Source organism: Streptomyces sp. Qhu_M48 (genome assembly GCF_051305195.1).
Classification (GTDB): domain Bacteria; phylum Actinomycetota; class Actinomycetes; order Streptomycetales; family Streptomycetaceae; genus Streptomyces.
The window spans coordinates 86,230-99,150 of the sequence record NZ_CP195432.1 but is presented as its reverse complement, the minus strand read 5'-3'; the positions used below and the strand labels follow the sequence as shown (position 1 = coordinate 99,150).

Sequence of the window (12,921 nt, the reverse complement as noted above, 5' to 3'; positions counted from 1 at the left end):
TCACAACGCCATCGATGGACGGGTTCGTTCCCTGCGGTCCGGTCGGCCGAGGGGCTCAGCCGCTCGCGCCGAGCGGGGGTGCCGGCCGGCCCGGGTAGCCGGGCGGCGGGTCGAGCCGCTGGCCGGGGAAGCCGCCCATCTCGTACTTGAGCAGCTTCCTCGCCTTCTCGGGGTCGGTCTCGCCCTCCCCGTACGCGGGGCAGAGGTGGGTGATCGGGCAGGCGCCGCAGGCCGGCTTGCGGGCGTGGCAGATGCGGCGGCCGTGGAAGATCACCCGGTGCGAGAGCATCGTCCACTCGCTCTTCGGGAAGATCGTGGCGACCTCGGCCTCGATCTTCACGGGGTCGTCGGACTCGGTCCACCTCCACCGCCGGGCGAGCCGCATGAAGTGGGTGTCGACGGTGATGCCGGGGACCCCGAAGGCGTTGCCGAGGACGACGAAGGCGGTCTTGCGGCCGACGCCGGGGAGCTTGACGAGGTCCTCCAGGCGGCCGGGGACCTCGCCCCCGAAGTCGTCCCTGAGGGCTGCGGCGAGGCCCATGATCGACTTGGTCTTCGCGCGGAAGAAGCCGGTGGGGCGGATGAGCTCCTCGACCTCCTCGGGCACGGCGGCGGCGAGGTCCTCGGGCGTGGGGTACTTCGCGAAGAGCGCGGGGGTGGTCTGGTTGACCCGCAGGTCCGTGGTCTGCGCCGAGAGGACGGTGGCGACGAGCAGCTCGAAGGGGCTGCGGAAGTCGAGCTCCGGATGGGCGTACGGGAAGACCTCGGCGAGCTCGCGGTTGATCCTGCGGGCGCGGCGGACCATCGCGAGCCGCGACTCGGGCTTCGCCGCCTTCCGATTTGCAGCTTTCACCCGTTTCGACACGCCGCGTTCGCCCACGGCGGAATTACCTTCGGCCGACACTCTTTCAGCCCCCTTGGCCTGCGCTCTCACCGGCGAGTTGGACACCCGACCAGCCTAGGGGCCACCACCGACATCCGCCCCGGGCGTGGCCGATCAGCTCCCAATTGGGCCCCTGACGTACGGACGGGCGGCTCGGTACGTCAAACTTGTTGTGATTGATCGCACTGTTTTGCACGTCCGGCATCATGGGACGCAGGTCCCTGAGCAGGTCGACAGTATGGAGAGAACTCGTGGACGACGTTCTGCGGCGCGCCCCGCTCTTCGCGGCGCTCGATGACGAGCAGGCCGCCGAGCTGCGCGCCTCGATGAGTGAGGCGACGCTCGCCCGTGGCGACGCGCTCTTCCACGAGGGCGACCCCGGCGACCGGCTGTACGTGGTGACCGAGGGCAAGGTGAAGCTGCACCGCACCTCCCCCGACGGCCGGGAGAACATGCTGGCCGTCCTCGGTCCCGGCGAGCTCATCGGAGAGCTGTCGCTCTTCGACCCGGGCCCGCGCACCGCGACCGCGACCGCGCTGACCGAGGTGAAGCTGCTCGGCCTGGGCCACGGCGACCTCCAGCCCTGGCTGAACGCGCGGCCCGAGGTGGCCACCGCGCTGCTGCGCGCCGTCGCCCGGCGCCTGCGCAAGACCAACGACCAGATGTCCGACCTGGTCTTCTCCGACGTCCCGGGCCGTGTCGCCCGTGCGCTCCTCGACCTGTCGCGCCGCTTCGGCGTGCAGTCGGAGGAGGGCATCCACGTCGTCCACGACCTCACCCAGGAGGAGCTGGCCCAGCTGGTCGGCGCATCCCGCGAGACGGTCAACAAGGCGCTCGCCGACTTCGCCCAGCGCGGCTGGCTGCGCCTGGAGGCCCGCGCCGTGATCCTGCTGGACGTGGAGCGCCTCGCGAAGCGCTCGCGCTAGTCGCACGCCGTACGCGAGAAGGCCGCCCCGGTCGAACGGACCGGGGCGGCCTTCGTCGTGTGCCCGCCGGCGTGCGGTCAGCGCTTCGAACCGTCCACGATCACCGGGGTGGAGGAACCGTTCCCGCAGGGCACGGCGTAGACCGGGTTCTTCGCCGCGGCCTCCTTGAACGCGTCGATGCACTGGTTCGCCAGGACCCGGTCGGTCAGCGAGTCGTTCAGGATCTTGTTGGCGCGGGCGATGCCCTCCGCCTCGATCCGGCGCCGGTCGGACTCGGCCTTGGCGGTACGGGCGGCCTCGGTGGCGCGCTCGGTGGCCTGCTGCTGCTGGATCTTGCGGTCGATCTGGCCCTGGAGAGCCTCGGAGGGCTTCACGTTGCGCAGGTTGACGGTGGTCACGTCGATGCCGCGCGGGGCCAGCCGCTCCTTGATCAGGGTGCCGATCTCGGCGTTGATCTTCTCGCGGTCGGAGGCGTAGCCCTGCTCGCTGGTGTAGCGGGCGAAGACGTTACGGACGATCTCGCGGCTGTCGGGGTAGACGAGGCGCTGCTGGATGGCGTCCTCGCTGCCCGCGAGCTTGTAGAGCTCCACGGCCTTCGTCGGGACGACGGCCCACTTCACCGTCACCTCGACGTACATGACGCCGCCCTGCGAGGAGCGGACCTCGACCACGTCCTTGTCGGAGAGGTTGAGGTCGACGGGGCGGGTGGAGAAGGTCGTGACGTCGGTGAAGGGCGACTTCACGTGCATGCCCGAGGTCATGGGCGTGCCGACCTTGCCGAAGGCCACGGGCACGCCGACCTCGTACGCGCTGATCACGTACGTCATGCTCACGATCAACGAGAACAGGCCGGCCAGGACAGCGCCGAGGGCGCCGAACTTCAGCCCCTTGGAGTCGTTGGCGCGGCCGACGAAAAAGAGCACCACTGCGGCTATGACCAGCAGGATGGCGATGACGAACACGGGTTCCCCCCGGGAGCTACGGCCAGATGTAAGCGGAGCGTAAGACACACGGGAAGCCCGGGAGGTTCCCGGGGTCCGCGAGCGGACCCACGACGGGCCCGCTGCCGGACCCCGCCGACGGGCTGACGGACCGGGCCGGCCGCGCACTCCCGACCCGGACCGGCGGGCTCTCAGACCAGCCCGCGCTCCCGCAGGTACTCCAGCTGGGCCCGTACGGACAGCTCGGCGGCCGGCCACAGGGAGCGGTCCACGTCCGCGTAGACGTGGGCGACGACCTCCGCCGGGGTCCGGTGGCCGTTCTCCACCGCCGTCTCGACCTGCGCGAGCCGGCTCGCCCGGTGCGCGAGGTAGAACTCCACGGCCCCCTGCGCGTCCTCCAGGACGGGCCCGTGCCCCGGCAGGACCGTGTGCACCCCGTCGTCGACGGTGAGCGAGCGCAGCCGCCGCAGCGAGTCCAGGTAGTCGCCCAGACGCCCGTCCGGATGGGCCACCATCGTCGTGCCGCGCCCCAGGATCGTGTCCCCGGTCAGCACCGCCCGGTCGGCGGGCAGGTGGAAGGAGAGCGAGTCCGAGGTGTGGCCGGGCGTCGGGACGACCCGCACCTCCAGGCCGCCGACCGTCACCACGTCCCCCGCGCCGAGCCCCTCGTCGCCGAGCCGCAGCGCCGGGTCGAGGGCCCGTACGGCCGTGCCGGTCAGCTCGGCGAAGCGGCCGGCGCCCTCGGCGTGGTCCGGGTGGCCGTGGGTCAGCAGCGTGAGCGCGACCCGCTTGCCGAGCTTGTCGGCGGTCTCGATCACATGGCGCAGATGGGTCTCGTCGAGCGGACCGGGATCGACGACGACGGCGAGGTCCGAGCCGGGCTCGGAGAGGAGCCAGGTGTTGGTGCCGTCGAGGGTCATCGCGGACGGGTTCGGCGCGAGGACGTTCACGGCGCGGTCGGTCGCGGGCCCGGAGAGCACGACTCCGCGCGGCTGGCCGGGCAGGGCGGCGGCGTCGCTCATCGCGCACCCCCCACGGGGATGATCTTGGTGAACTCCTCGTGCCCCGGCCAGCTCAGGACCAGCTCGTCGCCGTCCAGGCGGGCCCGCGCGAGCACCGGGTCCAGATCCTGCTCCGCCGCCCCCACGAGGGCCTCTGCAGCCGTCCTGTACGGCTCCAGGGCGCGCAGGGTCGAGATCGTCGGCGGCATCATGGTCAGCTCGCCCCGGTCGTACCCCGCGGCGGCCTCCGCCGGGCGGATCCAGACGGTGCGGTCGGCCTCCGTGGAGGCGTTCCGGGTGCGCTGCCCGGCCGGCAGGGCGGCCACGAAGAACCAGGTGTCGTAGCGGCGCTGCTCGAACTCCGGCGTGATCCAGCGGGCCCACGCGCCGAGCAGGTCGGAGCGGAGCACCAGTCCACGCCGGTCCAGGAAGTCGGCGAAGGACAGCTCACGGGCGACGAGTGCCTGCCGGTCCCGCTCCCACCCCTCGCCGGTCGTGTCGCCCACGACCTCGTCCTCGGTCTCCCCGGCGAGCAGGACGCCCGCCTCCTCGTACGTCTCGCGCACGGCGGCGCAGACCACGGCCTGGGCCTGCGCGGGGTCGTCGAGACCGAGCCGGGCGGCCCAGGTCTCCCGGGAGGGGCCCGCCCAGCGCACCGGCTGCTCGTCGCGCGGGTCGACACCCCCGCCGGGGTAGGCGTACGCGCCCCCCGCGAAGGCCATCGACGTGCGGCGGCGCAGCATGTGGACGTCGGGCCCGGCGGCCCCGTCCCGCAGGAGCAGGACGGTGGCGGCGCGCCGGGGCGTCACCGGGGTGAGCTCACCGGCGGCGAGGGCGCGGATGCGGTCGGGCCACTCCGGCGGGTACCACTGGCCGTTGGACTGCTTCGACCGGCCCGAGGGCTCCGGCCGGTCCGACGAATCCGAGCGACCCGACGGCTCGGGGCGGACCGACGGCTCCGACGGCCCCGGCCTGCCCGTCGGCTCCTGCGGACTCGGCTCGCTCGACTGCTTCGGCTGACCATTCGACATGGCCGGATGCTATGCGCAAGCACCTGAATGCACGAGGGCCGGTTCCTCGCCATGAGGAACCGGCCCTGTGACACGTACGCCAGGCGGTCAGGCCTCGACCAGCTCCACCTGGACCTCGACCTCGACCGGGGCGTCGAGCGGCAGCACGGTCACGCCGACGGCGCTGCGCGCGTGCACGCCCTTGTCGCCGAGGACCGCGCCGAGCAGCTCGCTGGCGCCGTTGATGACGCCCGGCTGCCCGGTGAAGTCGGGGGCGGAGGCGACGAAGCCGACGACCTTCACGACCCGCTTGATCCGGTCCAGGTCACCGGCGACCGACTTCACGGCCGCGAGCGCGTTGAGCGCGCAGGTGGCCGCGAGCTGCTTGGCCTCCTCGGCGGTGACCTCGCCGCCGACCTTGCCGGTCAGCTGGAGCTCGCCGCCCACCATCGGGAGCTGGCCCGAGGTGTAGACGTACACGCCGGACCGCACGGCCGGCTGGTAGGCGGCCAGCGGCGGCACGACCGCCGGCAGGGTCAGGCCCAGCTCGGCGAGCTTCGCCTCGACGGCCCCGCTCACGATTTGGCCCGCTTCAGGTAGGCCACGAGCTGCTCGGGGTTGTTCGGCCCGGGCACGACCTGGACGAGCTCCCAGCCGTCCTCGCCCCAGGTGTCCAGAATCTGCTTGGTCGCGTGCACCAGAAGCGGCACCGTGACGTACTCCCACTTGGTCATGGGGCCGACTGTATCCGCTGCCGCGGGGTGGCTCTTCGAGGCGGCCCCCGAAGCTCCCCCTAGGGAGCTTCTCGGGGGCGGCCTCCTGATTGGGCGCGGCCGCCAGTGGTTAGGCTCGACAGCGTGAGCAGGCTTCAGGTCGTCAGCGGCAAGGGCGGTACCGGTAAGACGACGGTCGCCGCCGCCCTCGCGCTCGCCCTCGCGACGGAGGGGAAGCGCACCCTTCTCGTCGAGGTCGAAGGCAGGCAGGGCATCGCACAGCTCTTCGAGACGGAAGCGCTTCCGTACGAGGAGCGCAAGATCGCCGTCGCCCCGGGCGGCGGGGAGGTGTACGCGCTGGCGATCGACGCCGAGCGCGCGCTCCTCGACTACCTCCAGATGTTCTACAAGCTGGGCGGTGCGGGACGGGCCCTGAAGAAGCTCGGCGCGATCGACTTCGCGACGACGATAGCTCCGGGGGTACGGGACGTCCTGCTGACCGGCAAGGCGTGCGAGGCGGTGCGGCGGCGCGAGAAGCACGGCGGCCACACCTATGACCACGTGGTCATGGACGCGCCGCCCACCGGCCGCATCACCCGCTTCCTCAACGTCAACGACGAGGTGGCGGGCCTGGCGAGGATCGGCCCGATACACAACCAGGCACAGGCCGTCATGCGGGTCCTCAAGTCCCCCGAGACGGCGGTCCACCTGGTGACCCTCCTGGAGGAGATGCCGGTCCAGGAGACGGCGGACGGCGTCGCGGAGCTCCGGGGCGCCGAACTGCCGGTGGGGCGGGTCGTGGTGAACATGGTCCGTCCGCACGTCCTCGACGAGGCGGCGGTACGGGCCGCCTCCGGCGACCACCGGGACGCGATCGCGAGGACGCTGGTGTCCGCGGGCGTCGCGGACGGCACGACGCTGGTCGAGCCGCTCCTCGACCAGGCGGCCGCGCACGCCCGGCGGGTGGAGCTGGAGCGGGCGCAGCGGGCGGTCCTGCACGGCATCGGCGTCCCCTCGTACGAACTTCCCTTCCTGGGCGACGGGGCGGACATCGCGGGGCTCTACCGGCTGGCGAAGGCACTGCGGAAGCAAGGGGTGGGGGCGTGACGGAGAAGGCCGCCGGCAGCGGGGACGGGATCGGCAGCGGCACCGACGCTGGAGACGGGCGCGGCACCGTCGGCGGGACCAGGGACGGGCTCGGCAGCGGGAACGGGCTCGGCAGCGGGCTCGGCGGCGGGGACGGGCTCGACGCCGTTCCCGTGCTGGATCTCGACCCGCTGATCGACGACCCCGGCACCCGCATCGTCGTCTGCTGCGGCGCCGGTGGGGTCGGCAAGACGACCACGGCGGCCGCGCTCGGCGTGCGGGCGGCGGAGCGCGGGAGGCGGGTCGTCGTCCTCACCATCGACCCTGCCCGGCGGCTCGCCCAGTCGATGGGGATCGACTCCCTCGACAACACGCCCCGCGAGGTCGACGGGATCAAGGGCTCCGACGGCGGCCGGCTGCACGCGATGATGCTGGACATGAAGCGGACCTTCGACGAGATCGTCGAGGCGCACGCGGACCCCGGCCGGGCGCGGGCGATCCTGGAGAACCCCTTCTACCAGTCCCTGTCGGCCGGATTCGCCGGTACGCAGGAGTACATGGCGATGGAGAAGCTGGGTCAGCTCCGGGCCCGCGACGAGTGGGACCTGATCGTCGTGGACACCCCGCCGTCCCGGTCGGCCCTGGACTTCCTGGACGCGCCGAAGCGGCTCGGGTCCTTCCTCGACGGGAAGTTCATCAAGCTGCTCATGGCTCCGGCGAAGGTGGGCGGCCGGGCGGGGATGAAGTTCCTCAACGTCGGCATGTCGATGATGACGGGGACCCTCGGAAAGCTGCTGGGGGGTCAGTTCCTCAAGGACGTGCAGACGTTCGTCGCGGCGATGGACACGATGTTCGGCGGTTTCCGGACTCGCGCGGACGCCACGTACAAGCTGCTCCAGGCCCCGGGCACCGCCTTCCTCGTGGTGGCCACGCCGGAGCGGGACGCGCTGCGCGAGGCCGCCTACTTCGTGGAGCGGCTGGCCGCCGAGGAGATGCCGCTGGCCGGTCTCGTCCTCAACCGCGTCCACGGCAGTGGTGCCGCCCGGCTGTCGGCCGAGCGGGCCCGGGCCGCCGCGGAAAATCTTGACGAGGGGCGCATTGTGGATCAGGGGCGCGGGAAGACTGAGCGCAGTGGCTCCCCGGCCACCACGCACGAGCCGTCCGATCTCGCCACCGCCGCCGCAACTCCCGTACCCGAGGCTGCCCCCACAGCCGAACCGGCACAGGAAACAGACGTGGACGTACGACATCTCACCGCTGGACTCCTGCACCTGCATGCCGAGCGCATGCGGGTGCTCGTGCGTGAGCAGCGCACGCGTGACCGCTTCACGGCGCTCCACCCCGAGGTGGCGGTGGCCGAAGTGGCGGCCCTGCCCGGCGATGTGCACGACCTCGCCGGGCTGCGGGCCATCGGCGACCGGCTCGCGGCCGGACGGAACCCCTCGGTCTGAAGGACCCGAACCCCGTCGGGGCCCGGCCCTGTTCCGAGCACGGCCCCTCCGACACACCTCTCCGAGCCCGGCCCCGAGGGCCTGGCGGGGGTCTAGCCCACCGCGGCGTACGCGGGGGGTCTAGCCCACCGCGGCGTACGCCTCGTACGTCGCGTCGTCCTCGATCGCCACGGGCAGCAGGCCCGCTCCCCGCTCGTACTCCGTGCGCGCGGTCTCCAGGAGCCGGCGCCACGAGGTGACGGTCGGCCTGCGGCGCAGCAGGGCGCGGCGCTCGCGCTCCGTCATGCCGCCCCACACGCCGAACTCCACGCGGTTGTCGAGGGCGTCGGCGAGGCACTCGGTCCGCACCGGGCATCCGGTGCACACCGCCTTCGCCCTGTTCTGTGCCGCTCCCTGCACGAAAAGTTCATCCGGATCGGTAGTGCGGCAGGCCGCCTGCGCACTCCAGTCAGCTACCCAGCCCATACCGGCGCCGTCCTCTCCCGAATCGAGGCTCCCCCACGGCGGCAGCGGCATATTCACCGCTGCCAGTTGGGACGTTACGGAAGGTGGGCACAGCGCAACACCCCCTTCGGGCCCAATCTTGGATGGCCCGAACGGACTATGCGTGCGCGTCAGATCACCCAGGGGAGTGATGGAAGGACATGCGTGTGATAGCGGACATATCGCGCAGACATGCCGTTCCTCGACGGTTCCATTTCGGACACCGCGTGACGCATGAGCCGTAATCGGACATGAGGTTCCCATGATTCGGGGTCACGGGAATTCATGCCGATGTCACACCCGGGTCTTGATGCCGGACCACACTGCTGTGACAGTTGGGAGCAGCTTAGGCCAAGGCATATCCGTGTGTCCGGCGAATCCGAACGTAGGCGCCCCGCCCTGCCGCGCCCTCGGGTTCAGTGATCCCGCCGCCCCGCGTTCGAGCCCCGTCACGTCGGGTTCCCGACGGTCCGGCGGCCGCCGGATGTCACGGTCTGGTACTCGAACGCTCCGAGGGGCACCCGCTCCCGCGGATCGCACATCACTACGGATTAGGCTGCCCCCCATGGCAAAGAAGCGCTCGGGCGGTGGTCTGACCGGGACCCAGCAGGCCGCCAAGTTCCTCGGTGTCAGTGTGCTCTCCGGAGCCGTGCTGGCGGGCATCGCCCTGCCCGCGGCCGGGGCACTCGGGCTGGCCGCGAAGGGCACGGTGGAGGGGTTCGACGAGATCCCCTCCAACCTGAAGACCCCACCGCTGAGTCAGCGCACCAAGATCCTGGACTCCGAGGGCGGGCTGATCGCCACGGTGTACTCACGGGACCGGACGGTCGTCCCGCTCGACAAGATCTCCCCGTACATGCAGAAGGCGATCGTCGCGATCGAGGACGGCCGCTTCTACGAGCACGGGGCGATCGACCTCAAGGGCGTGCTGCGCGCGATCAACCGCAACGCGCAGTCGGGCGGGGTCGCGCAGGGCGCGTCCACCCTCACCCAGCAGTACGTGAAGAACGTCTTCGTCGAGGAGGCCGGTGACGACCCCGAGAAGGTCGCGCAGGCCACCCAGCAGACCATCGGCCGCAAGGTCCGCGAGCTGAAGTTCGCGATCCAGGTCGAGGAGGAGCTGGGCAAGAAGAAGATCCTGGAGAACTACCTCAACATCACGTTCTTCGGGCAGCAGGCCTACGGCATCGAGGCCGCCTCCCAGCGCTACTTCTCCAAGCGCGCCGCCGACCTGAGCCTCGGCGAGGCGGCGATGATGGCCGGTCTCGTCCAGTCGCCCAGCCGCTACGACCCGATCAACGACATCCAGGAAGCCACCAAGCGCCGCAACGTGGTCCTCCAGCGGATGGCCGACGTGAAGGACATCAGCCAGGCCGAGGCCGACCAGGCGAAGGCGACCCCGCTGAAGCTGAAGGTCAAGACGCCGAAGAACGGCTGCATCACCGCCGTCGACGGCGCCGGCTTCTTCTGCGACTACGTCCGCAAGACGATCCTCAACGACCCCGTCTTCGGCAAGACAGCCGAGGAGCGCCAGAAGCTGTGGAACCTGGGCGGTCTCACCGTCAAGACCACGCTCGACCCGCGCGCGCAGGCCGCCGCCAACGAGGCCGCCGTCGCGAAGATCAACAAGGACGACCCGGTCGCCGCCTCGGTGGTGCAGGTCCAGCCCGGCAGCGGCAAGATCCTGTCGATGGGCCAGTCCCGCCCGTACGGCCTGGACCAGAAGCAGCACCAGACCACGCTCAACCTCGCCGTGGGCAGCCGGATGGGCGGCACCACCTACGGCTTCCAGGTCGGTTCGACCTTCAAGCCGATCACGGCGGCGGCGGCGCTGGAGAAGGGCCTGAGCCCGGCTCAGAGCTTCGACACCCCGTGGAAGATCACCCTGCAGGAGAGCGACTTCACGCGCTGCGACGGCAGGCCGGCCGGCAACCTCGACTGGCCGGTGCAGAACGAGCTCGAGTCCGAGAAGGGGGCGTACGACATGACGAGCGCCCTCGGCAAGTCCATCAACACCTACTTCGCCAAGCTGGAGCAGATGGCCGGCCTCTGCGAGACGCTGACGATGGCGAAGAACGTCGGCTACCAGCGCGAGCTGGGCAAGCCCATCAAGCAGAGCCCGTCGGTCACCCTCGGCAGTGTGGAGAGCACCCCGCTCGACATGGCGACGGTCTACGCGACCTTCGCCAACCGCGGCATCTACTGCACCCCGATCGCGATCGAGTCGGTCACCGCCGCCACCGGTGACAAGCTCAACGTGCCCGACACCAAGTGCACCCGGGCGATGAGCGACCGGACCGCCGACACGCTCAACCAGATGCTGAAGGGCGTCGTCGAGGACGGTACGGGTACGAAGGCCGGCCTCAGCGACCGCGACAACGCGGGCAAGACCGGTACCACCGAGGGCCGCAAGGACGCCTGGTTCGTGGGCTACACCCCGAACCTCTCCACGGCCGTCTGGGTGGGCGACGACGTCGGCGAGCGACGCGAGATGTACGACATCACCATCGGCGGCGTGACGTACGACAAGGTCTGTGGTGGCTGCCTTCCCGGCCCCATCTGGAAGATCGCGATGACGGGCGCCCTGGACGCCGGCGAGACGCCGAACTTCGCCCCCATCTCCGTGCCGCGGGCCGAGAAGCCCAAGGACCCGGAGGACGGGGACGAGGGCCCGAACAAGCCGGGCAAGCCGAACAAGCCCGGGAAGCCCGGTAGGCCCGGCGACGACAAGCCGAACGACCCGTTCGCCGGGATCACGCTCCCGCCGGGCGTGATCGGCGGGCCCGGCGACGGCAACGGCCGCGGCTGAAGCCGCTGACGCGGTAGAGGTACGAGGCCGGCGCCGTACGGAGAGACAGGAAGGGCGCCCCACTTCGGTGGGGCGCCCTTCCTCGTCCGTCGGTCCGCGGGGACCGGCCCGCGAGCCCGGGGGTTCAGCCCGCGAGCAGCTTCTTCACGGAGGCGGCGACCCGCCCGCCGTCGGCCTGGCCGGCCACCTTCGGGTTCACGATCTTCATGACGGCGCCCATGGCACGGGGGCCCTCGGCGCCCGCCGCCTTCGCCTCCTCGACGGCCGCCGCGACGATCCCGTCGATCTCCTCGTCGCTGAGCTGCTTCGGCAGGTACGCGTCGAGGAGGACGCCCTCCGCCTTCTCGCGCTCGGCGGACTCCGTGCGACCGCCCTGGGTGAAGGCCTCCGCGGCCTCGCGGCGCTTCTTCGCCTCCTTGGCGATCACCTTCTGCACCTCGTCGTCGGAGAGTTCGCGCTTGGTCTTGCCCGCGACCTCCTCCTTGGTGATCGCGGTGATGGTCAGCCGCAGGGTCGAGGAGCGCAGTTCGTCGCGCTCCCGGATCGCGGCGTTGAGGTCGGCCTGGAGCTTCGCCTTGAGGGTGGTCATGGGGTCAAGTGTGGCAGGTGAGCCGCCCCACCCGCCCGCGCATTTACGCTCCGCGGGTCTGCGACGATGGGGGGATGCGCGCACGCTACGGGATCCCCCTGAAGATCACGGCTGGCCTCACGGCGACGGCCGCCGCCGGACTCGTCTACGCGGCCGGCTTCGAGGCCCGCTCGTTCCGGCTCCGCCGTGTGACGGTCCCGGTGCTCCCGCCCGGCATGAGCGACCTGCGGGTCCTCCAGGTCTCCGACATCCACATGGTCGGCGGTCAGGGCAAGAAGCGGGCATGGCTCCAGTCCCTCGCGGGGCTCCGCCCGGACTTCGTCGTCAACACCGGCGACAACCTCTCCGACCCGGACGCCGTGCCGGAGGTCCTCGACGCGCTCGGCCCGCTGATGGAGTTCCCGGGCGTGTACGTCTTCGGCTCCAACGACTACTACGGTCCCCGGCTGCGCAACCCCGCCCGCTACCTGATGGAGAAGGCCCAGGGCCGCCACGGCCTCAACGGCAACAAGCCCGTCGTCGGCGCCGTCCACAACCCCTGGGAGGGGATGCGGGACGCCTTCGACGCGGCGGGCTGGGTGAACCTCACCAACACCCGCGGCCGGCTCAAGCTGCCCCAGGCGAACCTCGCGTTCACCGGTCTCGACGACCCGCACATCAAGCGCGACCGGTACGAGCGGGTGGCCGGCGGCCCCGACGCCGAGGCCGACTTCACCATGGGCGTCGTCCACGCCCCGTACCTGCGCTCGCTCGACGCCTTCACGGCCGACGGCTACGAACTGGTCCTCGCCGGCCACACCCACGGCGGACAGCTCTGCATCCCCTTCTACGGGGCGCTCGTCACCAACTGCGACCTGGACACCGACCGGGTCAAGGGGCTCTCCACCCACACGGTCGCCGACCGGACCTCCTACCTGCACGTCTCCGCGGGCTGCGGCACCAACCGCTTCACCCCGGTCCGCTTCGCCTGCCCGCCCGAGGTCACCCTGCTCACCCTGACGGCCCGCGGGTAACCCCTACGGTGGAGGG

At 71.2% G+C, this 12,921-nt stretch carries 13 protein-coding genes; 5 read left to right on the top strand and 8 right to left on the bottom strand.

The features are described 5' to 3' along the window. Nucleotides 1-55 precede the first annotated feature (55 nt). Complete coding sequence (nth, locus tag ACRRSS_RS00480) at nucleotides 56-880, bottom strand: endonuclease III (protein ID WP_435969276.1); 825 nt, start codon at nucleotides 878-880, stop codon at nucleotides 56-58. Between the two features lie 254 nt (nucleotides 881-1,134). Here nth and ACRRSS_RS00475 point away from each other — a divergent pair, with 254 nt between their 5' ends. Beyond that, nucleotides 1,135-1,809, top strand: a complete 675-nt coding sequence (locus ACRRSS_RS00475) for a Crp/Fnr family transcriptional regulator (RefSeq protein WP_015034542.1) — start codon at nucleotides 1,135-1,137, stop codon at nucleotides 1,807-1,809. 77 nt (nucleotides 1,810-1,886) lie between these two features. Here the strand turns inward: ACRRSS_RS00475 and ACRRSS_RS00470 are convergent, their stop codons facing one another. The 5 genes from ACRRSS_RS00470 to ACRRSS_RS00450 all read right to left on the bottom strand — a co-directional run bounded on the left by ACRRSS_RS00470 (nucleotide 1,887) and on the right by ACRRSS_RS00450 (nucleotide 5,495). Then, the gene (locus ACRRSS_RS00470) at nucleotides 1,887-2,771 is read right to left on the bottom strand and encodes a prohibitin family protein (protein ID WP_435969275.1); all 885 of its coding nucleotides are present in this window, start codon (nucleotides 2,769-2,771) and stop codon (nucleotides 1,887-1,889) included. Between the two features lie 170 nt (nucleotides 2,772-2,941). After that, nucleotides 2,942-3,772, bottom strand: a complete 831-nt coding sequence (locus ACRRSS_RS00465) for an MBL fold metallo-hydrolase (protein WP_435969274.1) — start codon at nucleotides 3,770-3,772, stop codon at nucleotides 2,942-2,944. Further along, entirely contained in the window at nucleotides 3,769-4,782 is a 1,014-nt protein-coding gene (locus ACRRSS_RS00460) for an NUDIX hydrolase (protein WP_435969273.1), read from the bottom strand. Before ACRRSS_RS00460 ends, ACRRSS_RS00465 begins: the two co-directional genes overlap by 4 nt. A gap of 87 nt (nucleotides 4,783-4,869) precedes the next feature. Then, a complete protein-coding gene (locus ACRRSS_RS00455; RefSeq protein WP_435969272.1) occupies nucleotides 4,870-5,340 on the bottom strand; it encodes a RidA family protein in 471 nt (156 codons plus the stop codon). Then, entirely contained in the window at nucleotides 5,337-5,495 is a 159-nt protein-coding gene (locus ACRRSS_RS00450) for a DUF4177 domain-containing protein (protein WP_015034547.1), read from the bottom strand. Before ACRRSS_RS00450 ends, ACRRSS_RS00455 begins: the two co-directional genes overlap by 4 nt. 123 nt (nucleotides 5,496-5,618) lie before the next feature. Between ACRRSS_RS00450 and ACRRSS_RS00445 the strand changes: the two genes are divergently transcribed. Together ACRRSS_RS00445 and ACRRSS_RS00440 are read left to right on the top strand one after the other, a co-directional pair. Further along, nucleotides 5,619-6,581, top strand: a complete 963-nt coding sequence (locus ACRRSS_RS00445; protein ID WP_435969271.1) for an ArsA family ATPase — start codon at nucleotides 5,619-5,621, stop codon at nucleotides 6,579-6,581. A gap of 152 nt (nucleotides 6,582-6,733) precedes the next feature. Next, nucleotides 6,734-8,011: an ArsA family ATPase gene (locus ACRRSS_RS00440; RefSeq protein ID WP_435975217.1), complete on the top strand. Its 1,278-nt coding sequence runs from the start codon at nucleotides 6,734-6,736 to the stop codon at nucleotides 8,009-8,011. Between the two features lie 120 nt (nucleotides 8,012-8,131). On the opposite strand, the gene ACRRSS_RS00435 is transcribed toward ACRRSS_RS00440, so the two are convergent. After that, nucleotides 8,132-8,476, bottom strand: a complete 345-nt coding sequence (locus tag ACRRSS_RS00435; protein ID WP_015034550.1) for a WhiB family transcriptional regulator — start codon at nucleotides 8,474-8,476, stop codon at nucleotides 8,132-8,134. 583 nt (nucleotides 8,477-9,059) lie between these two features. On the opposite strand from ACRRSS_RS00435, the gene ACRRSS_RS00430 reads away from it, so the two are divergent. After that, complete coding sequence (locus ACRRSS_RS00430) at nucleotides 9,060-11,303, top strand: transglycosylase domain-containing protein (RefSeq protein WP_435969270.1); 2,244 nt, start codon at nucleotides 9,060-9,062, stop codon at nucleotides 11,301-11,303. Nucleotides 11,304-11,427: 124 nt separating this feature from the next. On the opposite strand, the gene ACRRSS_RS00425 is transcribed toward ACRRSS_RS00430, so the two are convergent. After that, nucleotides 11,428-11,892, bottom strand: a complete 465-nt coding sequence (locus tag ACRRSS_RS00425) for a GatB/YqeY domain-containing protein (RefSeq protein WP_435969269.1) — start codon at nucleotides 11,890-11,892, stop codon at nucleotides 11,428-11,430. 74 nt (nucleotides 11,893-11,966) lie between these two features. On the opposite strand from ACRRSS_RS00425, the gene ACRRSS_RS00420 reads away from it, so the two are divergent. Continuing rightward, nucleotides 11,967-12,905 carry a metallophosphoesterase gene (locus tag ACRRSS_RS00420; protein ID WP_435969268.1) on the top strand — a complete coding sequence of 313 codons (939 nt, stop codon included), beginning with the start codon at nucleotides 11,967-11,969 and terminating at the stop codon, nucleotides 12,903-12,905. Nucleotides 12,906-12,921: the final 16 nt, after the last annotated feature.

Bases quoted from the DNA above. Each gene is read 5' to 3' on its own strand.
- ACRRSS_RS00435 (WP_015034550.1), bottom strand. From the start codon at position 8,476: ATGGGCTGGGTAGCTGACTGGAGTGCGCAGGCGGCCTGCCGCACTACC.
- ACRRSS_RS00465 (WP_435969274.1), bottom strand. From the start codon at position 3,772: ATGAGCGACGCCGCCGCCCTGCCCGGCCAGCCGCGCGGAGTCGTGCTC.
- ACRRSS_RS00460 (WP_435969273.1), bottom strand. From the start codon at position 4,782: ATGTCGAATGGTCAGCCGAAGCAGTCGAGCGAGCCGAGTCCGCAGGAG.
- ACRRSS_RS00450 (WP_015034547.1), bottom strand. From the start codon at position 5,495: ATGACCAAGTGGGAGTACGTCACGGTGCCGCTTCTGGTGCACGCGACC.
- ACRRSS_RS00430 (WP_435969270.1), top strand. From the start codon at position 9,060: ATGGCAAAGAAGCGCTCGGGCGGTGGTCTGACCGGGACCCAGCAGGCC.
- ACRRSS_RS00425 (WP_435969269.1), bottom strand. From the start codon at position 11,892: ATGACCACCCTCAAGGCGAAGCTCCAGGCCGACCTCAACGCCGCGATC.
- ACRRSS_RS00420 (WP_435969268.1), top strand. From the start codon at position 11,967: ATGCGCGCACGCTACGGGATCCCCCTGAAGATCACGGCTGGCCTCACG.